Genomic DNA, 19,295 nt, shown 5'->3' on the forward strand with positions numbered 1-19,295 from the left:
GGCCGTCCGGTATCAGCGGTGCAGGTGGCTCGGCAGGACAGCGCACGGGGTCGCCCCACAGAAGTGAGACACCCTGGTGGTCAGGCCGTGAGCAGGTCCTTCACCAGGGCCTGCAGGCCTGCCGAGAGTGACGCCTTCACGATCACCAGGTCGCCGGGGCGCAGCAGCTTCTCCAGGAGGCCGGTGGCGGCGGCGCGGTGCGGCACGAGGTGGGTTTCGGCGCCGCCGTTCTCGGCGCCGGCCGCGAGAGCGGCGGCGTCCTGGTCGCCGATGGCGACGACCACGCTCGTGCCGAGCTCGGCGGCCAGGGCGCCGATCGCGCGGTGTTCGGCGGCCGCGGCGGCACCGAGTTCGCGCATCTCGCCGAGGACGGCGACGGTGCGGCGCTCGCCGCGCATCGCGGCGAGGGCGCGCAGCGCGGCGGCCGTGGAGTCGGGGTTGGCGTTGTAGGCGTCGTCGATGACGGTGACGCCGTCGGGGCGGTCGTGACGCTGCATCCGGGAGCCGGTGGATGCGAGCGCGTCGCCGAGGGCGGCGGCGATCTCGGCGGGGGCCATGCCGATGTGGTGGGCGACGGCGGCGACCGCGAGGGCGTTGGAGACGTGGTGCTCGCCGAGCAGTTGCAGCGCGACGGGGGCCTGGCCGGCCGGGGTGGTCAGCACGAAGCGGGGCCGGCCGTCCGGGTCGAGGGTGACGTCGGTGGCGCGGATCTGTGCGGCCTCGGCGCGGCCGAAGAACAGCACCGCCGCCGCCGTGCGGGCGGCCATCGGGGCGACCAGCGGGTCGTCGGCGTTGAGCACCGCGAGCCCGTCGGCGGCGAGGGAGGCCACCAGCTCACCCTTGGCCCTGGCGGTGTCCTCCTTGCTGCCGAACTCGCCGACGTGCGCGGCCCCGACGTTGAGGACCACGGCGACGTGCAACGGCACCATGTCCGTCAGGTGGGTCAGGTGGCCGGCGCCGCGCGCACCCATCTCCAGGATGAGGAACTTCGCGTCCGGCGGGCAGGCGGCGACCGTCAGCGGGACGCCGATCTCGTTGTTCTGCGAGCCGGCCGTCGCGCTGGTGCCCCCGGCCCTGGAGAGCGTCTGCGCGAACAGGTCCTTCGTACTGGTCTTCCCCGACGAGCCGGTCACCCCGATCCGCGTCACGCCCGGCATCCGCGCGGCCTGCCAGCGGGTGAGCTTGGCCAGGGCCTCCATGACGTCGTCGACCAGCACCGCGGGGGCGCCGCACGGCCGCGACCCGAGCACGCCCGCCGCCCCGGCGGCCACCGCCGCCGCGGCGAAGTCGTGGCCGTCCACGTGCTCACCGGCGAACGCCACGAACAGCGCGCCCGGGGTGACCTTGCGGGAGTCGACCACCAGCGGGCCGTCGACGACCGCCGCCGGGTCCGGGACCTCGTCGAGCCGACCGTCGACCACCTCGGCGATCAGGGCCAGAGTCATCGGCTGCATGTACGCCACTCCATCTCGTCAGCGGACCGTGCACTGACGGTACCGCTCGTGCTACGGGGGACCGAGCACCCGCGCGGCTCCCGCGGGGCACTTGTCGGTGGCGAGGAGGAATCCCGCCGCCCGCTCGGTGCTGCCGAGGCGGGCAGCACCGAGCGGTTCTTGCGGTGACTCCCTCGTGAGGACGGCGTTGGGCCGTTCCGGCTACGGCACCGGTGGGTCAGGTCTCGACGGCGAGGTAGTCGGTGATTCCGACCTGGTCGATCATCTCGGTGACGAGGCCCGTGGTGGCCGCGGCGACGGCACCGCCGATCGCGCCGAGGACGGCCTCCGTCGAGCGGTCGTCCGGCTGGTCGGGGCCGAGCCCCGCGTGGGCGCCGAGGACCGCACCGAGCATCACCTGACCACGGGCGTCCGGAGGGCCGGTCCGTTCGACGACGTCGACGATCGCGACCGCGAGGCGGCTGGCGTCGGCCCGGCGGCGGATCGTGTCGGCCTTCGCGGTGATGCCGGCGTTCGCGAAGGCGAGCGCCGCGTACTCCGTCAGGTCGTCGACCTCCGGACGGGTGAGGCCTGCCGGGGTGAGGCGCAGCACGTGGTAGCGCAGTCGCCGCAGCCCGGCGTCTTCGACGACGAAGTCCCGTCCGGTGCGGGACAGATCGCCCGCCCGGTGTGAGACGTCCTGGGTGCTGCCCGTCGGCATGGGGTGCTCCTTGTCCTGTGGTGGGCGATGCCCGCCTCCGGTCCCGGCGCCGTGCGCCGGTCGGGGCGGCTCGTCCGGTGGACCGGCTCGGTGGGGACCGGTCGCCCTCCTCGGCGGGGCTCGGACGCGAGGCGGTGCAGGGCGGTCCCGGCCCGGCCGCGGCCGCTTCCCCGGAGGCCGTTCGGAGCGTCGGCCGGCCCGTGCGCAGCATCTCCCGGTCACGGCCACGGGCGCCACCCGGATGCCGACCTCGGGCACCCGGATGGCGCGCACGGGTGCCCCGCCGCCGAGCGGGCGTGCGACCGTCGGTTCGACGACGGCCGATCACCGCGGCGCCGGATGCCGTCTCCCCGACCCGGACCCCGCGTCGGGCGTGTCCCCCGGCGCCGGACCGGACATCCAGAACTGGTGGGCTGAATGGCGACCAAGCGCCACGTACGACGAATAGGACGAACCGGACTCGCCGGCGGCATGCTGGCCCTGGCCGCGCTGACGATCGCCGGCGGAGGGCCGCCGGGCGGCGGAGCCGGAGGGGACACGCAGGACATCCTCGGGCGGATCCTCGACAAACCGATCTACGCGCACGCCCAGTGGGGTGTCCTGGAGGAGGACCCTCAGGGCGGGGTGCTGCACGAGCTCCAGTCGGACAAGTTCTTCATCCCCGGTTCGGTGGCCAAGCTGTTCACCGTCTCCGGCACGTGGCACGCGCTCGGCGGCGACCACCGCTTCACGACCCCCGTCCACGCCGTCGGCACCCGCGACGGCGCCGGCCTGCACGGCGATCTGGTCCTGGTGGCGCAGGGTGACCTGGCGCTCGGCGGCCGGGTCACGCCCGAGGGCACCCTGGACTTCACCTCCCTCGACCACACGTACGCCAACGACCTGCCCGGTGCGACCCTCACCCCCGAGGACCCGCTCGCGGGAATCGACGACCTCGCGCGGCAGATCCGGCAGTCCGGCATCAGCCGGGTGGACGGCGACGTCGTGATCGACACCCGGCTGTTCGAAACGCCGGCCCTCGATCCGACCCCCACCCCGCTGATCATCAACGACAACCTGATCGACCTGCTCACCACACCGACCGCCCCGGGCCGCCCGGCCGAACTCTCGTGGCGCCCCCAGGTCGCGCCCTACAAGGTCGTCTCGCAGGTCACCACGGTGGCCGCCGGGGGCACCACGGACATCCAGGTGACGGCGTCCGAGGACGGGACGCAGATCACGCTGTCCGGCACGATCGCCGCCGACGCGGCACCCGTGCTGCGGGTGAGCCCGGTCGAGGACCCCGCCGCCTTCGGGCGGACGGCCCTGATCGAGGCGCTCGCCCGGGCCGGCGTGACGGTGACCGCCGACCAGGTCGGCGCCAACGACGAGGACGGCCTGCCCGCCGCGTACGCGCCCGGCTCCGACGTCGCCTCCTACGTGTCGCCGCCGTTCAGCCAGTACGCCCGGCTGGTGCTCAAGGTCAGCCACAACCTCGGCGCCAACCTCGACCTCTGCCTCATGGCGGTGACCGCGGGCAGCACCGACTGCGAGGCCGGATTCCCGGTGCTCCGGGCGTTCCTGGAGGCCGCGGGGGTCGACAGCACGCAGGTGCAGCTCGCGGACGGCCGCGGCGGCGACCCGGTCGACCGGGCCACCCCCGTGGCGGTCAACCAGCTGCTCCGGTACTGGCTGCACACCCCGGACGCCGAGGTGTTCCGCGACACCCTGCCGGTCCTCGGCGAGGACGGCACGCTGGACGGCTTCTGCACCGGCTGCGGGGGCGTCGGCAAGGTGTTCGCCAAGACCGGGACGGTCGCCGGCTTCGACGCCCTGAACGGGCGGTTGGCGGTGGGTGCGGAGACCGTCGCCGGCTACCTGGTGACCCCCTCCGGCGAGATCCGGACGTTCTTCGCCGGGGTCAACAACCTCGCCGTGGCCGACCTCGACGCCTTCATCTCCCAGGTCATCGAGGACGTCGCCGAGGCCTCCTCGATCCTCCAGCAGCAGGGCGGCTGATCCCCCGTCGCCCGGCCCCCGGCCCCCGGCCCCTAGTCACGCCGCCCTCGGCGTCCGGAGGCCGGGGGCCGGCGTGCGGCCGCTCAGGGCGGGTGACGGCCCGTTCCAGGAGCCCGAGCCGGCGTTCGCGCAGTGCGGTGCCGTCGGCGGCGAGGACGAGGTGCGGCTGCGGCCGCCGGACCTGCTCCCGGGCCCGTGGCTTCTGCGGGCCACGGATGCGGCACACCGCTTTCGTTCCGAACACTCGGCCGGCCGCACCTCCTTGGGCCGGTGGGCCGTTCGCCCATCAGTCAGAAGGGAGGTTCGAGATCGCCGCGGCCATCGCTGTGCGGCCCGCAGTCCCAGGGCTCCTCCTGGAAAGGGTCGATGTCGGTGACGTCGTGACCCCATGCTTCGAGGGCCTTCCGGGCAACGCGCCGGTTAGGGGCGTCGCTGCTGGTGTCCAGGATGCGGCGCGCGTGCACGGCGAGGTGATCGCGGCACTGGGCAAGCGCGGGGTGTTCGGCGAGGATGAGCGCGGCGAGGCCGGCGGCTTCGCGCACGTCCTCGTGACCGTCCTGCAGGAAGGGCGCGACGGCTCGATAGAGCATCGGGCGCAGGTCCCGGAAGACCGCCACGATGGTGCCGGGGGTGAGGAAGCCAGGGAAGTACTGCTCGGTGCGGTCGACGATCTCGTCGGAGGCGTCGTAGGCCGTGGAAACCAACCAGTTCAGCAATGTCGCGCGGACGGGGACGTTGCGATACGGCCGGAGGGTCATGGCCGCCGGGTGGGCGAGGATGCCGGCGACGTACATGGCGGCGGGGGCGGTGGCTTCGTAGATGCAGTTCTGGTGGCCGACCAGCTCACTCAGTTCCGACAGAGCGGTGACCTGCACCTTGGGATCAGGCTCCAGCAACCGTGCCAGGACTTCGGGGAGGCACTCACCGTTCCCGAAGGCCGTCTGGAGCGAACCCCAATCAGTCTCCGCCAGGACTACCTGGTAGGGCGGCAGGTCAGGCTCGCGGGGCGCCCCGGCCTTGGAGCTGCTGTGGTTCACGGGCCAAACCTAGACCGGACTTCTGACACGATTCCCGTCCGGGCCGGTTGGAAGCCGCTGCCCTTCCGCGAGTGACGGGTGCGTTTGCGCCGGTCAGGCATAGGGGCGGTGTTTCGGCGGGCAGAGCCGCCACATTCGAACCCGTGCTCAGCAAGGTCGGTACGACAACGGCCTCCTGCACCAGTACGTGCGCGCCCGACCCGGCACGCCGCGAAGGGGGCTGGCGGAGACGACAGTTCGCCTGGTGGCGCGGTGCTCGCCGGGACGCCGAAGCCGGTGGCCGTGGCGTCGCGGTCAGTCGGCCGGACCCGGGCGGAGGTCTCCGAGGAGTTCGGCGCGGTCGGTGATCACGCGGGTGAGGATGGAGCGGGCGACCGCGAGGAGTTCGGCGACCTCGGGGCTGGTGATCCGGTAGATCACGGCGGCGCCGTCGCGGCGGGAGGTGACCACACCCGCGCGACGCAGGACGGCGAGCTGCTGGGAGAGGTTGGAGGCCTCGACGCCGACGTCGGCGAGGAGTTCGGCGACGGCGTGCTCGCGCTGGCTGAGCAGTTCGAGGACCCGGATCCGCACGGGATGGCCGAGGGTTTTGAAGAACTCCGCCTTGACCTGGTAGAGCGGCACCGCGGTGACGGAGGGTTGCCGCGAGGGATCGGCAGGCATGGGGTCACCGTCCGTGTCGGGGTCGGGGCGCTGGTTCGACTGTAGCAATGCCGGTGGGTGCGCCGGGCTGTGCGCGCAGGGTCGGCGCAGGGCTACGACCATGGGACTTGCGGAGATTCTCAAATGCTAAACTCGGACTCTCGGCAGCTCCCCGGAGGCGCTGCCGGAGCGGGCCTGCTGCGCCACGGGGGTGCGGCGGGCCCGCATTCTTTCCCGACACAGTGCGACAGATGCGACAGGCGGAGGACCCGGGCCCATGAGCGAGAACCTTCCCCCCTGCCCGAAGTGCTCCGGCGAGTACACCTACGCCATGGACGCGCTGGTGGTGTGCCCCGAGTGCGGACACGAGTGGGCCCCCGGCGACAGCGGCGCGCAGGCCCCCGGCGAGCGGGTGGTGCGGGACGCGGTCGGCAACGAGCTGCACGACGGCGACACGGTGACCGTGGTGAAGGCGCTGAAGGTCAAGGGCAGCCCGTCGGGCATCAAGGCCGGGACCAAGGTGCGCAACATCCGCCTGGTCGACGGCGTGGACGGCCACGACATCGACTGCCGGATCGAGGGTTTCGGCGCCATGCAGCTCAAGTCGAGCGTGGTCAAGAAGGCCTGACCCCGGCCACGGGGCCGGCCGCCCACCCGCGGCCGCACCACGCCACGCCCACCCCGACGGCGGGGACCGGCGTCGGGGACCGGCGTCGGGGCGGGCTGCGAGTCGTCCGGCCCGCCGCCTCCAGCCGCCGCTGCATGCGGAAGCCGGAACGACGGGTGATCGACAGGCGGATCGGCCGGACTCCCGGCCGGGGCTCACACCAGTAGCCATTTGAAGAATTCTTCATGTTCGAAGATGATGTATTCGTGTACCGGTGGGCTCGGCAGGGACGCGGGGCCCAGGCGGAGGGACAGCGGCGATGAGCGGCGTGTTCGACGCGGAACTGCACGAGCAGCTGGCCGAGGCCCGCCGACTGCGGGCCCGGGCCCGGGAAGCCGGTGACGAGGAGAAGGCGCAGGCGTACGCGGGGCGGATCACGCAACTGCTGCGGATCGCGGCCCACCACGGCATCGCGCTGGACCGTGCGGCGGACGAGGAGGAGCAGGACTGATGGCGATCCCGCTGTATCAGGCGAAGGCGGAGTTCTTCCGCACGCTCGGCCATCCGGTGCGGATCCGGGTGCTGGAGCTGCTGCAGGACGGCCCGCGGCCGGTGCGCGAGCTGCTGGCGGAGATCGAGATCGAGCCCTCGAACCTGTCCCAGCAGCTGGCGGTGCTGCGCCGCACCCAGCTGGTGTCGGCCACCCGGGACGGCAACACCGTGGTGTACGCGCTGAGCACGCCGGACGTGGCGGAGCTGCTGCAGGCGGCACGACGGATCCTGTCCACGATGATCACCGTCCAGTCGGACCTGCTGGCCGGGCTCGGCGGGCACGGGACGCAGGCGGCGGAGGCATGAGCGGCGCGTCCGCTTCGTCCGCGAGCCGTCCGGGCGGCCGGCTGCGGGCGGTGCTTCCCGATCGCACGACGTGGGCGACGATGCGGCGCTCACCGCGCAAGGACCTGCTCGCCGGGGTGACGGTGGCGATCGTCGCGCTGCCGCTCGCGCTGGGCTTCGGTGTGGCGTCGGGCGCGGGCGCGGCGGCGGGTCTGGCGACCGCGGTGGTCGCCGGCGCGCTGGCAGCGCTGTTCGGCGGTTCGAACCTGCAGGTCAGCGGGCCGACCGGGGCGATGACGGTGGTCCTGGTGCCGATCGTCCACCGGTTCGGCACCGATGGTGTGCTGACGGTGGGTCTGCTCGCCGGTGTGCTGCTGGTCGCGACGGCGATCGGCGGTGCCGGGCGCTTCATGGCGTTCGTTCCGGCGCCGGTGGTGGAGGGGTTCACCCTCGGCATCGCCGCCGTCATCGGCCTCCAGCAGGTACCGGCGGCACTCGGTGTGAAGCCTTCGGGTGCCGAGAACGTCGCCGTTACCGCGTGGGACGCCCTGGCCGACTTCGTCGCCGATCCGCAGCTCGCGCCGCTGGTGCTGGCCGGCGGGGTGGCGGCGGTGATGCTGCTCGGTGCCCGGCTGCGGCCGGGTGTCCCGTTCTCGCTGCTCGCCGTGGTCGCCGCGACGCTCCTCGTCTCCGGCGCCGGTCTGGACGTGGCGACGATCGGGCACCTGCCCTCCGGCCTGCCCGCGCCCTCGCTCGGCTTCTTCCACCTCGCGGACGTGCCGAGGCTGGCGACGGCCGCGGTCGCGGTGGCGGCGCTCGCCGCACTGGAGTCGCTGATGTCCGCCACCGCCGCGGACGCGATGAGCGTCTCCCAGCGGCACGACAGCGACCGGGAGCTGTTCGGCCAGGGCCTGGCGAACCTGGCCGCGCCGCTGTTCGGCGGTGTCGCGGCCACCGGCGCCATCGCCCGCACCGCCGTCAACGTCCGTTCCGGAGCCGTCTCCCGGCTCGCCGCACTCGTCCACGCGGCCGTCCTCGCCGCCGTGGTGTTCGCCGCCGCCCCGCTCGTCGAGGGCATCCCGCTCGCGGCGCTGGCCGGCGTACTGATCGCGACCGCGGTACGGATGGTCGAGGTCGCCTCCCTTCGGGCGCTGGCCCGCGCCGGACGCGGCGAGGCCGCGATCCTCGCCCTGACCGCGGCCGCCACCCTCGCCTTCGACCTGGTGACCGCCGTCATCGTCGGGCTGCTCGTGGCCGGTGCCCTCGCGCTGCGCCAGGTCGCCCGCTCCGCCGCCCTCACCCGCGTGCCGCTGCACGACGGCCTGCCGCCCGCCGACCACCACGCCGAGGAACAGGCCCTGCTGGCCGAACACATCGTCGCCTACCGCATCGACGGGCCGCTGTTCTTCGCCGCCGCCCACCGCTTCCTCCTCGAACTCGCCGAGACGAGCGACGTGAAGGCCGTCGTGCTGCGCCTGTCGCGGATCACCGCGATCGACGCCACCGGCGCCCTCGTGCTGGGCGACGCCGTCGACAAGCTGGAGCACCGCGGCGTCCTCGTCCTGGTCTCCGGTGTCCGCGAGGACCACCGCAGGACCCTGGACGCCCTCGGCGTCCTCGACCGGCTCCACGCCGAGCACCGCGTCTTCGCCGCCACCCCCGACGCGATCGCGTACGCCCGCACCCACCTGTCCGGGGTCCTGGCCGACACGGCCGGCGGCGGCCACCGATGACCTCCCTGCCGGGCATGGCGGCGGTGAGCCGAGGCTGATGCCCGTTCGGGCGCCGATCGACCCCGCAGCCGCCGGTGCTGGTCCGCTGCGGGGGGACGCGGGGGGTCGTGGTGGGTCATGCGCAGTCCTTGAGGTGCGCGGGGATGGGGTCGGGTTGTGCGCGGTGGACGTGCAGGCTGTCTGCCGCCCCCGGTCGGGGGCCGCGACCGGGGACGGCAGCGGCGGTGGGAGGAAGCGGAGCGGTGCGGTCAGGCGGTCCCAGTCGGGGTCGGCGCGGCCGGGCACGGTGAGGCCGGCGGCGGTCCACAGTGCGGCCAGGTGGGCGAAGATCGGGGTCTCGCGGAGAATCGTTTCGGCGGCTCCGCCGCAGGTCCGGAGGTCGGAGGTCATGCCGGGCACAACGAGTGAATGTGCCGATGGCAACCTCGCCGACGGGTGGGGCGTTCCGGCTCGGGGCATGTGTTGACGGTGGTGGCCCGGCCGTGGGGTCCGCGCGTCGGCGTTCGCCTCGGCCACCTGCGCGGTTTCGTCGACGGGCCGGGTGACCGGCTTCGGAGGCCAGGGGCCGGATGCACCGCGTCCCTCTGCGGCGGTCGGGGCTCGTTGACCCGCGCGGGAGGGGCGGCGGCGCCGCTCGGCCGGGGAGTCACTCCCCCGTCATGCCCTCGGCCCGTGCTGGTGCAGGGGCGGCGTCCGGTGCCGCCGGCCGATCGCCGGGACTCTTCCGGCAGGCCCGGCAGGGGACGTAGGCCCCGCCGTCGGGCGTGGACACGGTTCCCCACCCCTCGCAGATCCGGCACGCCCGCGCGCGTTCGAGGTCGACCGCAGGCAGGAGGGCCGTCGGCAGTGCTCATGGGCTGGCTTCCTCGTGTGGCCGGAAGGGCGGCGCGCCACCGCGCGCAGCTCGCCGGTGGGTGGCGCCACGCGGTCCAGGATCTATCAACATGAAGAATTCATCAACTCAACATGTCATGGATTGCTGCCGAGGCAGCGCCTCCCCGGCAGGAATCGATCGCTTACGGTCAATTCGGCGAGCGAGGCCGCCCGATTTCCTAGGCTCACCCGACAGAAGCGGACACCAACGCGCCGGGACGCCTCCCTGCGCCCGAACGGTCGGAGGAACACATGGCCGGGATCGAGACCTCGCTCAAGGAAGCGATGACCATCGAGGGCGCCATCGGGGCCGCCCTGGGCGACTACACCAGCGGCATGGCGCTCGGGACGGCCGGCCCGAGCGAGACCCTGTCGGTCGCGGCCGCCGCCACGACCGACATCCTGCGCGCCGAACTGCGCGCGCTGGGCCTGGCGGGCCAGGGCGACCAGAAGCCGGAGGACATCCTCATCAGCCTGACCGGCCAGTACCACCTGATCCGGCCGCTCACCCGCCACCCCGGGCTGTTCCTCTACCTGATGCTCGACCGCAGCCGGTCCAACCTGGCCATGGCCCGCCACCAAGCCCGCCGCATCGAGGCCGATCTCGAGCTCTGACGCCCCCTCCAGCAGTCCCCCCGCAAGGGCACGCCGGCGACCGGGGCCGGGGGCGGCACCTGCGCGGCTACGGTCCGGGTCGGGCCGAGGCCTCGGGTCCCTCCCCCGAGCCGCCGGAGGGCTGCGAGGACGGCCTCGACCGCTCCGGGTTTCCCCGCCGAGGCGGAAAGGGGCACGGACGGCCAGCCGGGTAGCCCCTGGCGCGCTGCGTCGCCGGCAGTGCGTCCAGGGCGGGGATCCGGGGCAGCCGCCCGGAGCCGACGCCACTACTCGCAGCACGAGAGCCCGTCCCGAGCCTCCCCGGTTCCCCGGAGCCGCTCGCACCGGAGGTGACGCTCCGTCGGCAGACTGTCTGCGTCGTCTGCCAAGATCACCGCATGGACGAACGCGTGGACGAGCTGCTGGATCCGGAGAACGCCTGGGTCCAGCGGATACGGGTCCGGTTGGCGGCACTTTCGCCCGAGCTGACCGAGCTGGTGCTGCACCTCGCGGCGAGTGGTGAGTTCTGGGACTGGCGGGGCAAGACCAACGGCGTCTGGAAGCGCCGGACCAAGGCACTGCTCAAGGCCGACGGGGCGCCGGAGCTGGTCCGCGAGGCCGTCATGGCGCTCGCCGAGGGCGGTTCGCTGCACAACCGCACCGACCCGAACACCGACTACGGCTGGCTGCGGCCCTCCCCCACCCGTCACCTCGCCAACGGGTTCGCGCTGGCCTGCGGCCTGCTCGGCGGCAAGGGTGCCGACCCGGCGTCCACCGATGCCCTGGTCGAGGTCCTGCTGACCGTCGCCCGGAAGAACGCCTCCGTGCTGGACGGTTACTTCGTGCGCGACGACGACCTCTCCGGCGCGGTCTTCACCGCTCTCGGCGATCTCGCCGCCATGGACGCGCTGTGGACCCTGCACCGCGAGGTCCAGCCCGGCGCCCACTGTCACCTCGTCCTCGTCAGGGTGGTCAAGAAGACGGCGACGCGTCTGGGACTCCTGCCGGAGCAGCTGGCCGAACGGACCGTGCCCACCTGCGGCCTGGACCCCGATCGGACGGTCCGGCTCGGTCCGCCGGCCTGCGGAGCGCCATGGGTGAACCTCTCCTATCAGTCCGTCGTCACCCTCGAGAGCAGCGGCGAGGTAACCGTCGACTGGATCCACTCCGACGGAAGCGATGTCCGCACCCGGTCCCCCTTCCGCTCCCCTAAGGGCTTCAAGGCCCGCCACGGTGACGAGCAGGTGCACATGACGCGGTGGCTCGCCCGGCACGTCGAGTCCACGCTGAGCGCCGAACGCTCCCGGCTCCGCGCCATGCTGCCCCTGGACCGGACCTGGCCGTACGCCGAGTGGGCCCGCCACTACCGGGACCACCCCGTCACCGGGCTGCTCACCCGCACCCTCATCTGGGAGCACCGCAACCCCGACGGCACCTGGACCGCCGGGCTGCCGGCCGCGGACCACGGCCTCCACACCCCGGCCGGCCCATCCGCCGGGGCCCACGACGACACCCTCGTGCGGCTCTGGCGGGCCGACCGCGCCCCCGCCACCCAGCAGCAGGCCCTGGCCGAGTTGTTGGAGAGCCGTGGAGTCGAGCCGTTGGTGCCGCAGTTCGCCGGCTGCTGACTGCCGGCCGAGGCCGACGAAGCCGGGCACCTGCCCCCCGGTCGCCGCTCGTCCGGGGAGATCGGTCCACGCAGGTCGCCGGACCTGGCCGCGTAGGTGAGGCGTGGGAATCCCCCGTCTAGGCTGGCGTGGTGACTGATGAGCAGGAGCGGGTGCAGCCGTCGGGAGTGTGGGCCACGGCGGTGGGGGTGGCCAGGGTGCGGGCGCTGGAGACGGAGCGGGAGGACGCGCTGTTCCGCGACCCCCTGGCGAAGGCCTTCGCCGCCGCCGGCGGCCTGTGGCCGGCCTCGCCGCCGCCCGAGGACGAGGCCGCACGACGCCGTCGGCTGGCCGTGGCGTTCTCCATCGTCATCAGGACGAGGTTCCTCGACGATCTGTTGCTGGAGGCGTCCGCGGCCGGGGTCCGGCAGGTCGTGCTGCTCGGCGCCGGCATGGACAGCCGGGCCTTCCGGACGGACTGGCCCGAGGGCACCCGGCTGTTCGAGGTCGACACCGCCGCGCCACTGGACTTCAAGGCAGCGGTGCTGCACCGGGAGCGGGCCGTCGCACGCTGCCGGCGGATCACCGTCGCGGTGGACCTGCGTGAGGACTGGCCGGGCGCGCTGGCCGCCGCGGGGCACGACCCGGCGCTGCCGACCGTGTGGATCGCCGAGGGACTGCTGATCTACCTGCCCGAGGAGGCGGTGGAGCTGCTGCTCGCCCGGATCGGCGCGCTGTCGGCGGCAGGCAGCCGGATGGGGCTGACGTTGGGCTCGCGCGGCGTGATCGAGCGCTTCGGCGCGGACGCCGTGCCGGGATCAGCGGCGTTCCTGTGGGTCTCGGAGATGCCCGACGACCCGCTGGGCTGGCTGGACGGGCACGGCTGGGACGCCGACGGCCACACCCTGCGCGAGCTCGCTGCCGCCTACGGCCGCCCGATCGGCACCCCGCCGCAACGCGAGGAGCGGCCCGGCGGACTGATCGCGGCCGTCCGCCGGTAGACCCGCCTCCCGACCCCCCGATGATCCCCTGGAACTCCGACGTCGTGGTTGGCGTGGCCGACGAGCATGCGACCACACGACGTGGTCGTGGAAGGGGCCTGTCCGGCGGCGCGTGGCAGTGGCTGTCCGTGGTTTGATCACGAGGCTGCCCGGGCTGACCACCGATGGCCCTGCCCGGCCAGGGGCCGAATTCCGCGGAGGGGGTGTCGTAGGTGGCTGACAGCCGGCTGGAAGCCCGCTATCGCCGTGCCGACATGCACGACCCCGTTCTCGTCTCCACCGAGGAGGACGTCGACGGCCTCATCGACGCCCTCCTGGCAGGGCCGCCGTTCCATGACGCCGCGCATCTCGTCTCAAGGGCCCGGCCCATGACCTGGTCCGGATTTCCGGATCATGAACTCCATGTCGGCGTCAACAGGGACGGCCAGGTCGGGGCCCTGATGCTCTCGGTCCCTGAGACCGGCTTCGTTGCCTCTGTAGGGGCTCCGGGCTCACGAGGTGACGTCGTCCACCACGTCGCCGGCCACTGGACGGAGTTCCCCCTCGGCTCGGAGATCCCGTTGAGTCTCGTCCGAAGCGCCGTCAAAGAGTTTCTGCGCAGCGGTGGCTGTGTCCCTACGTGTGTCGTCTGGAAGCCGGTCGAGGTGGCTGCGGAGGACTTGGACGATGGCCAGGACCCGTGGGGTTCGTCCGGCTGAGCAACACCTGGGCGGTAGTGCCGGTGAACGCACGACGAACCGTGTGAGCCCGCGCGGGTGCAGGTCGGCTGACCGACTGCTCTTCGGCGCGGGTGGTGGCGAGGCGGCAGGCGGCGGTGCCGGTCTCGCTGATGACTCCGCCGAAGGTGAGGCGATCGCCGGGGGCCCTCGGCGATCGGGGACGGCCTCCTGGACGCCGCGGCGGACCGTCCGCTGCCTGCCCGTGGCCCGGTAGGACTCAAGGACGACGGCCGAGCGTACGGGTGCACCCACAGGCGGAGGATCGGTTGGTCCTGTCGGTCGATGGCTGGCGGGAAGGGGCGCCGTATCGTCGGAGCCATGAGCCGAGGACTGCATCTGGCCACCTATCTGCTGGCCTTCGACACCCGCGCCCAGAGCTTGCAGGACCGCACGCGCGCCGGGTTCCTGCTGCGCGCCGCCGCTCTGGCCGAGCTCGCCCACCGGGGTGCCGCGGCCGAGGACGGGACGGGCCGGGTGCAGGTCGTGGACGCCGGCCCCACCGGGGACCGCGTCCTGGACGCGCTGCTCGCCGAACTGGCCGACCGCCCCCGCACCTGGAAGTCGTGGATCAAGCGCAGCCGCGACGACACCCTCGAGGCCGTCGAGGAGCGCCTCGCGGTGCTCGGCATCATGACGATGGCCGACCGCGATCCGTACGGCCCGGTCGCACCGCACCGCACGGTGACGATGGACGACCCGCGCGAAGCCCTGGACCTCCAGGTCCGGGTGGCCGAGCTCGTCCGCGGCGGCGCCCCCGTCACCGAAGCGCCGTACGCCGACGCGGTCCTCGCGGCCCTGGCCGCGCACGGACACCTGAAGCTGGTCCTCACCCGCCACGACCGCAAGGCCAACGCCGGGCGGATCACCGCACTCACCGACCGGCTCGCCGACCGGACCCCGGGCCTGGCCCGGGCGGTGAGCGGGCTGAACCTGACCATGGTCGCCGCCCAGGGCGGAATGGGCGGCAGCTGAGGGCCGTCGGACCGGCTTCGGCGGGAGCCCGCGGGTTCCTGAGGGACTATCCGTGGCGGCCACCGGTCCACGGTGCTGGCGCGCTGACGCGGCGGCAGCTTGGCCGGCGGTGCGAGCAGGCCGGCAGTCGGCGCCGTCGTATACCGAGCCTTCGCGGCATGGGCGAGGACGACCGGTGCCACTCCGGGGGGGTGTGCGGGGTGCCGGTCGGTGCCGACAGTCTTGCCCGGTGCTGATCCACGGATGTGACGATGCCCCGCTGGTGGCCGGGGAAGAACTGCTCTCGCACCCGGGTTCCTGGGCCGCGTACCTGCTGTGGATGTGCGAGTCGGACGACGAGGGCGCCGAACCGGGCGCGGAGTGGTTCGGGGCCGACGAGGCCGATGTCGACGCCGTACACGGGACCCTGCTGAACGCGGAGCTCCGGCCGGTGTTCCGGGTGCCGTTCGGGGGCGGGCACACCGCGGTGGTGGTGAGCCGGAACCTCCCGGACGACGGCGGGGCGGAGTACTTCGTCACCCATCCCGACCGGCGGCGGCACCGCCACCTCGCCACCGTCGACGGCCGCCAGGCGGGCCCGGGCTCTCCTGGCCGGAGCTGACCCACATCGCGAACACCGCCGACCGTACGGCTCCGGGTGTCCACGACCCCCACACCCGGCTGCTGCTCCTGCTGCCCGCGCTCGGCGACGACAGCGCGCCCGGGGACACGGCGGCGGGGCGCAGCCACGCGCGACGGCATCCTGCAGTGCGACGACCCGTACAGCCCGCGCTCGGGCGTGCAGCTGGCCCGGGGCATCAGTGCGGAGCAGTCCGAACGGCTCGCCCTCGCGCTCGGTACCCGGCCCGCCTGACGTCCGGAACCGGCCCACGGCCGGCGGCAGGCAACCCGGGCACCTCCGGGCCGCACGGGACGGGTCCGGCGCCCGCGGCGGTCGACGTCCTGGAGCGGCGCTCCCGGCCGTACGCCGCCCCGGCGGCGGGCCCCGCCAATCACCCAATAGTCCGAAATTGCCCAAATAACCCTAATGGGCGGATGCATTTTGTGAGATGCGCCGCCTTCGGCGCCATTTGCCGGATAAGCCTGGACTCCGGCGCCGCCGGGAGGATAGAAATCCCCAACCCCAGTCGGTCAGTGCACCGACGAACATCCACAGGGGACCTGCACGGCGCCGGTCCGCGACCGCCGCCAAGGCCGTCCGCCCGGTACGCCCTGCACGCCCACCACCCCGACCCTCCTGCCGAGGTGACACCGTGACAGCGATCAACGACCCTCCGCTCGCCGAACCGTCCCGTGCCGCCGGACGGTCCCGGCCTCCGCTGTGCTCGCCGCCAAGGCCCTGCACGGTGGTCGCGACCACCGCCTAGTCGCGGGCCCCGGCCCACGCGCCGAGCCTTTCCGACCCGAGCTCTCCCGATCGTCACCGCCACGACGCCGGGCCCACGGCCGTCCGCCCCTCCCAGCGGACCCGGCCCCCGCCCGCGCGTCCCCCGCCGGCCCGTCCGTCGTGCCGGCTGCCACATCGAGGCCGTCCGCCGTTCGCCGTCCTCCCACGGCCACCGGCACCACGCGGCCGCCCCTCTCCCCGGCGCCCACCACTCTCCCGGCGCCCCTCGATCGCCCCGGTGCGCACCTTCCGTGTCCACCGGGTAGCCCGTGCTGCCCGTACAGGTCTCCCCCGGCCTTCCGTGCAGCCCCCGGCGTGCCCTGCCCCCGCTCGCGCGTCGTGACCGTCCCCCGCCCCCGCCCGTGCGACCTGTCGCCGTCTGTGTACCGGAGTCCCCATGCCGAAGCACGCCCGCCCCCGCCGCGTACCCGCCGTCCTCCTCTCCGGCCGGTGGATCACCACCGCAGCCCTGGCCACCGCGGCCGTCGCGGTCACCACCGCCAACGCCGCCCCCAGCCACTCCAGCGGCGCCGGCACGGCCGCCACGGCCCGGAGCCAGACTCCTCAGCTCGAACCGACGGCCTGGAGCACACATACGTCGGCGCAGACCACCGCGGCGGGCCACCGCACCACCGGCGCCATCCCCGCGCAGCGCACCGGCTCCCACGCCAAGCACTCGGCACTGCCCACCCAGCGCAGCACCAGCCACGCGCACACCGCGGCCCACTCTTCGCACACCGCCCCCGCGACCACCGCGCCGGCGACCAGCACACCGGCCCGCACGGCCCAGGCCCGGACGACGGCCCACCCGACCGCCTCCGCGCCCACCACCACCGCCACCCACAGCACGACGACGCCGACCGCCTCCGCCACCCCGGCCACCACCACCGCCGACCACACGTCCACCCCCACCTGGAGCGGGAGCTCAACCACCGACCGCACCTGGACGGGGTCCTCCGGGAGCAGCACCTGGCAGGCCCACAGCACGTACGGAAGCGGGACCGGCGCCGCCCAGGGGACGTCGCCCTCCGGCACCGCGTCCCCGTCCACCGCGGCGACCGCCCCGGCGACCGCCGCCACCGCGGCCCCGACCACCAAGGCCACCGGCGACCTGGACAGCTGGATCAACCAGGCACTGGCCGTCATGGCCGAGAACCACATCCCGGGCACCTACGACGGCATCTACCGCAACATCATGCGCGAGTCGTCGGGCAACCCGCAGGCCATCAACCTCACCGACTCCAACGCCGCCGCCGGACACCCCTCGAAGGGCCTCCTCCAGGTCATCGACCCCACCTTCCAGGCCTACCACGTCCCCGGCACGTCCACGGACATCTACGACCCGGTCGCCAACATCACCGCGGCCTGCAACTACGCCGCACACTTCTACGGCTCCATCGACAACGTCAACGGCCCCTACTGACGGGCCCAGCACGACGCAGCACGGTGTCACGGCCGTCACGGCGCCGAACCCGATGACGAAGTCGCCGGGTTCGGCGCGGTGGCGCCACGTCCGTCCCCCCGCCCGGCGAGGACCTCGCCCGGTCCGCCGGTGCGGCACGCGTCGGCCGGAGGGCAGTAGCCGTTGCCGTGGTGGGGGTGGCCGTCGACGGACCACACGGCCGGTGCTCGGCAATCGGCCACGCGCGGTCTCCCTTCGCTCTACGCTGGGCGCCTTGCCGGCATGTGGGGAGGGGCTGACGGTGCTTCAGCGTGTGGTGAGGGCGCTCGTGTGTGCGGGCGGCTTCCTGGTGGTGGCGGGCGTGGTGTACGGCGCGGTGAGGGTGGGGGACGGCTGCGGGTCCGGCTTCACTCCCAACTCCGGGCCGATCGTCACGTCGAGCGCGGTGGAGTGCGCCGAGCTCGTAGCCGGCCGCGGGAACCAGGCGTGGATGTTCATCGTGCTGGGCCTGGCCCTGCTGGCCGGCGCCTTCGGGCTCAGCCTCGAATCGACCACCACCGGGCCTGCCGCGGCGACACCTCCCCACCCGGCCGTCCCGGCCGTCGCGCCGGCGCCCCCGGCACCGTCGTCCGCGCCGACCGTCCGGGACGAGGAGCCGAACGACCGGAAGTGACCGCCGGCCATGATGGACGGCGGCACGTCTCAGGTGTCTTCAGAGGAGCGACCATGGCGTTCAGGACCGATGTCGCCGAACGGGACGAGTGGTCCTATGCGCCGGCTGTCGGCGTCGGGCCGCTCCGGTTCGGTATGACCGTCGACGACGTGGTCGAGGCGGCTGCGGCACTCGGCCGGACGGAGGTCGGCGAGTGTGCACGGGACCACGCGCTCTTCTCGCCGACGTGGAAGGTCGACGTCCACCGTCGCGGGGTTGCTCCTTCACCGCCTGCCGTCACGGCCTATGTGAGCCGAGCCGTGGGCCTGTTCTGCATCGCCGCCGATGCCGTGAACGGTCCCCAGGTCGCCCACAACGGAATCCCGCTGGTCGGGAGGGACTTCGCGGGGTTGGAGCACGACACCACCGCGTATGCCGAGGCCATGGACGTGTACGTTCGCTACACGCCCGAGGGCTACGCGGGGCCCGATGATCCCGGGGTCCTCCTGCGCGGGCAACCGGTCGGGCAGGTGCTCCGATCGCGTCCGCTGTTCTTGGTGACGCGCGACGGCGCGAACACCGAATGGGACTCGATGCCCTCCGAGGAGTACCGCTTCAACGGCCGGCCCACTGCCTGACGTGGTGCGCCTCATGGCACCCGGCGCTCCGTGAGGACCGCGCACACGGGCGGAACCGGAGCAGTGCCCACACCCCCGAAGGCCGTGGAGGGCTTCTCCGGCGGCGGTCGTGTGCATCGCCCCGTCGGGACGGACGGCTACGAGGTGCGCAAGGTGGCTCAGTACGTGGACGGCCGACTCGTCCGCGTCGATCGGGATCACCCGCTGCAGGGCCCGGTCGAGCTCGGGTCGGAGCCCGTTCCGTCATGGACGGAGCTCGAGGACGCCGAGGACGTGCACGTCGAGGAGACGTCCGCGGAGTTCTTCGAACGACGGTGGCAGGAGGCGCTCACGGGGTTCATCGGACAGTGCCGACCATCCGGGACTTGATGTGTTGTCACATCCTGACCGGTGGGCCCGCACGGGTGTGGTGTCGCGTTGACCAGGCGGGTGGCGGTCTCGT

19 protein-coding genes and 1 pseudogene are annotated in these 19,295 nt (G+C 73.4%); 15 read left to right on the plus strand and 5 right to left on the minus strand.

Annotated features, from left to right (window positions below):
• Positions 1 to 80 precede the first annotated feature (80 nt).
• Together murF and AB0442_RS21135 are read right to left on the minus strand one after the other, a co-directional pair.
• On the minus strand, positions 81 to 1,454 hold the full coding sequence (gene murF / locus AB0442_RS21130) for a UDP-N-acetylmuramoyl-tripeptide--D-alanyl-D-alanine ligase (protein WP_366164465.1): 1,374 nt from the start codon (positions 1,452 to 1,454) through the stop codon (positions 81 to 83).
• 217 nt (positions 1,455 to 1,671) lie between these two features.
• Positions 1,672 to 2,154, minus strand: coding sequence for a hypothetical protein (locus AB0442_RS21135; protein WP_366164466.1), 483 nt, complete (start codon positions 2,152 to 2,154; stop codon positions 1,672 to 1,674).
• A 417-nt stretch (positions 2,155 to 2,571) separates the two neighbouring features.
• Between AB0442_RS21135 and dacB the strand changes: the two genes are divergently transcribed.
• Positions 2,572 to 4,152, plus strand: coding sequence for a D-alanyl-D-alanine carboxypeptidase/D-alanyl-D-alanine-endopeptidase (dacB, locus tag AB0442_RS21140; protein ID WP_366164467.1), 1,581 nt, complete (start codon positions 2,572 to 2,574; stop codon positions 4,150 to 4,152).
• Positions 4,153 to 4,442: 290 nt separating this feature from the next.
• Here the strand turns inward: dacB and AB0442_RS21145 are convergent, their stop codons facing one another.
• A complete protein-coding gene (locus AB0442_RS21145) occupies positions 4,443 to 5,189 on the minus strand; it encodes a hypothetical protein (RefSeq protein ID WP_366164468.1) in 747 nt (248 codons plus the stop codon).
• A 294-nt stretch (positions 5,190 to 5,483) separates the two neighbouring features.
• Entirely contained in the window at positions 5,484 to 5,852 is a 369-nt protein-coding gene (locus tag AB0442_RS21150) for a metalloregulator ArsR/SmtB family transcription factor (protein ID WP_366164469.1), read from the minus strand.
• A 256-nt stretch (positions 5,853 to 6,108) separates the two neighbouring features.
• Between AB0442_RS21150 and AB0442_RS21155 the strand changes: the two genes are divergently transcribed.
• The 10 genes from AB0442_RS21155 to AB0442_RS21200 all read left to right on the plus strand — a co-directional run bounded on the left by AB0442_RS21155 (position 6,109) and on the right by AB0442_RS21200 (position 15,375).
• Positions 6,109 to 6,459 carry a zinc ribbon domain-containing protein YjdM gene (locus AB0442_RS21155; protein ID WP_363548606.1) on the plus strand — a complete coding sequence of 117 codons (351 nt, stop codon included), beginning with the start codon at positions 6,109 to 6,111 and terminating at the stop codon, positions 6,457 to 6,459.
• Positions 6,460 to 6,757: 298 nt separating this feature from the next.
• On the plus strand, positions 6,758 to 6,949 hold the full coding sequence (locus AB0442_RS21160) for a hypothetical protein (protein ID WP_344627071.1): 192 nt from the start codon (positions 6,758 to 6,760) through the stop codon (positions 6,947 to 6,949).
• Entirely contained in the window at positions 6,949 to 7,296 is a 348-nt protein-coding gene (locus tag AB0442_RS21165; protein ID WP_366164470.1) for a metalloregulator ArsR/SmtB family transcription factor, read from the plus strand. Before AB0442_RS21160 ends, AB0442_RS21165 begins: the two co-directional genes overlap by 1 nt.
• An 80-nt stretch (positions 7,297 to 7,376) precedes the next feature.
• Positions 7,377 to 9,008: a SulP family inorganic anion transporter gene (locus AB0442_RS21170; RefSeq protein ID WP_366164471.1), complete on the plus strand. Its 1,632-nt coding sequence runs from the start codon at positions 7,377 to 7,379 to the stop codon at positions 9,006 to 9,008.
• 1,125 nt (positions 9,009 to 10,133) lie between these two features.
• Complete coding sequence (locus tag AB0442_RS21175; protein ID WP_366164472.1) at positions 10,134 to 10,496, plus strand: hypothetical protein; 363 nt, start codon at positions 10,134 to 10,136, stop codon at positions 10,494 to 10,496.
• Between the two features lie 377 nt (positions 10,497 to 10,873).
• On the plus strand, positions 10,874 to 12,103 hold the full coding sequence (locus tag AB0442_RS21180) for a DUF4132 domain-containing protein (RefSeq protein ID WP_366164473.1): 1,230 nt from the start codon (positions 10,874 to 10,876) through the stop codon (positions 12,101 to 12,103).
• A 167-nt stretch (positions 12,104 to 12,270) separates the two neighbouring features.
• Complete coding sequence (locus tag AB0442_RS21185; RefSeq protein WP_366164507.1) at positions 12,271 to 13,083, plus strand: class I SAM-dependent methyltransferase; 813 nt, start codon at positions 12,271 to 12,273, stop codon at positions 13,081 to 13,083.
• 212 nt (positions 13,084 to 13,295) lie between these two features.
• Complete coding sequence (locus tag AB0442_RS21190) at positions 13,296 to 13,781, plus strand: Imm1 family immunity protein (RefSeq protein WP_366164474.1); 486 nt, start codon at positions 13,296 to 13,298, stop codon at positions 13,779 to 13,781.
• A gap of 339 nt (positions 13,782 to 14,120) precedes the next feature.
• Positions 14,121 to 14,774 carry a GPP34 family phosphoprotein gene (locus AB0442_RS21195; RefSeq protein ID WP_366164475.1) on the plus strand — a complete coding sequence of 218 codons (654 nt, stop codon included), beginning with the start codon at positions 14,121 to 14,123 and terminating at the stop codon, positions 14,772 to 14,774.
• A gap of 229 nt (positions 14,775 to 15,003) precedes the next feature.
• Entirely contained in the window at positions 15,004 to 15,375 is a 372-nt protein-coding gene (locus AB0442_RS21200; RefSeq protein WP_366164476.1) for a hypothetical protein, read from the plus strand.
• A gap of 1,350 nt (positions 15,376 to 16,725) precedes the next feature.
• Here AB0442_RS21200 and AB0442_RS21205 read toward each other — a convergent pair.
• The gene (locus AB0442_RS21205; protein ID WP_366164509.1) at positions 16,726 to 17,307 is read right to left on the minus strand and encodes a hypothetical protein; all 582 of its coding nucleotides are present in this window, start codon (positions 17,305 to 17,307) and stop codon (positions 16,726 to 16,728) included.
• On the opposite strand from AB0442_RS21205, the pseudogene AB0442_RS21210 reads away from it, so the two are divergent.
• The 4 genes and pseudogenes from AB0442_RS21210 to AB0442_RS21225 all read left to right on the plus strand — a co-directional run.
• Positions 17,264 to 17,584: pseudogene (locus AB0442_RS21210) on the plus strand (transglycosylase SLT domain-containing protein); the annotation flags it as partial. The gene AB0442_RS21205 and the pseudogene AB0442_RS21210 overlap by 44 nt on opposite strands.
• A gap of 280 nt (positions 17,585 to 17,864) precedes the next feature.
• A complete protein-coding gene (locus tag AB0442_RS21215; protein ID WP_366164477.1) occupies positions 17,865 to 18,236 on the plus strand; it encodes a hypothetical protein in 372 nt (123 codons plus the stop codon).
• A 53-nt stretch (positions 18,237 to 18,289) separates the two neighbouring features.
• Positions 18,290 to 18,853, plus strand: coding sequence for a hypothetical protein (locus AB0442_RS21220; protein WP_366164478.1), 564 nt, complete (start codon positions 18,290 to 18,292; stop codon positions 18,851 to 18,853).
• 63 nt (positions 18,854 to 18,916) lie between these two features.
• Positions 18,917 to 19,222, plus strand: a complete 306-nt coding sequence (locus tag AB0442_RS21225) for a hypothetical protein (protein ID WP_366164479.1) — start codon at positions 18,917 to 18,919, stop codon at positions 19,220 to 19,222.
• Positions 19,223 to 19,295: the final 73 nt, after the last annotated feature.

The organism is Kitasatospora sp. NPDC085895, assembly GCF_040702125.1.
Classification (GTDB): domain Bacteria; phylum Actinomycetota; class Actinomycetes; order Streptomycetales; family Streptomycetaceae; genus Kitasatospora; species Kitasatospora arboriphila.

Excerpts from the sequence above, each read along its gene's own strand:
- AB0442_RS21195 (WP_366164475.1), top strand. The coding sequence starts at position 14,121 with ATGAGCCGAGGACTGCATCTGGCCACCTATCTGCTGGCCTTCGACACC.
- AB0442_RS21135 (WP_366164466.1), bottom strand. The coding sequence starts at position 2,154 with ATGCCGACGGGCAGCACCCAGGACGTCTCACACCGGGCGGGCGATCTG.
- AB0442_RS21160 (WP_344627071.1), top strand. The coding sequence starts at position 6,758 with ATGAGCGGCGTGTTCGACGCGGAACTGCACGAGCAGCTGGCCGAGGCC.
- AB0442_RS21205 (WP_366164509.1), bottom strand. The coding sequence starts at position 17,307 with ATGACGGCCAGTGCCTGGTTGATCCAGCTGTCCAGGTCGCCGGTGGCC.
- dacB (WP_366164467.1), top strand. The coding sequence starts at position 2,572 with ATGGCGACCAAGCGCCACGTACGACGAATAGGACGAACCGGACTCGCC.
- murF (WP_366164465.1), bottom strand. The coding sequence starts at position 1,454 with ATGCAGCCGATGACTCTGGCCCTGATCGCCGAGGTGGTCGACGGTCGG.
- AB0442_RS21220 (WP_366164478.1), top strand. The coding sequence starts at position 18,290 with ATGGCGTTCAGGACCGATGTCGCCGAACGGGACGAGTGGTCCTATGCG.
- AB0442_RS21175 (WP_366164472.1), top strand. The coding sequence starts at position 10,134 with ATGGCCGGGATCGAGACCTCGCTCAAGGAAGCGATGACCATCGAGGGC.
- AB0442_RS21165 (WP_366164470.1), top strand. The coding sequence starts at position 6,949 with ATGGCGATCCCGCTGTATCAGGCGAAGGCGGAGTTCTTCCGCACGCTC.
- AB0442_RS21180 (WP_366164473.1), top strand. The coding sequence starts at position 10,874 with ATGGACGAACGCGTGGACGAGCTGCTGGATCCGGAGAACGCCTGGGTC.
- AB0442_RS21170 (WP_366164471.1), top strand. The coding sequence starts at position 7,377 with ATGCGGCGCTCACCGCGCAAGGACCTGCTCGCCGGGGTGACGGTGGCG.
- AB0442_RS21150 (WP_366164469.1), bottom strand. The coding sequence starts at position 5,852 with ATGCCTGCCGATCCCTCGCGGCAACCCTCCGTCACCGCGGTGCCGCTC.
- AB0442_RS21155 (WP_363548606.1), top strand. The coding sequence starts at position 6,109 with ATGAGCGAGAACCTTCCCCCCTGCCCGAAGTGCTCCGGCGAGTACACC.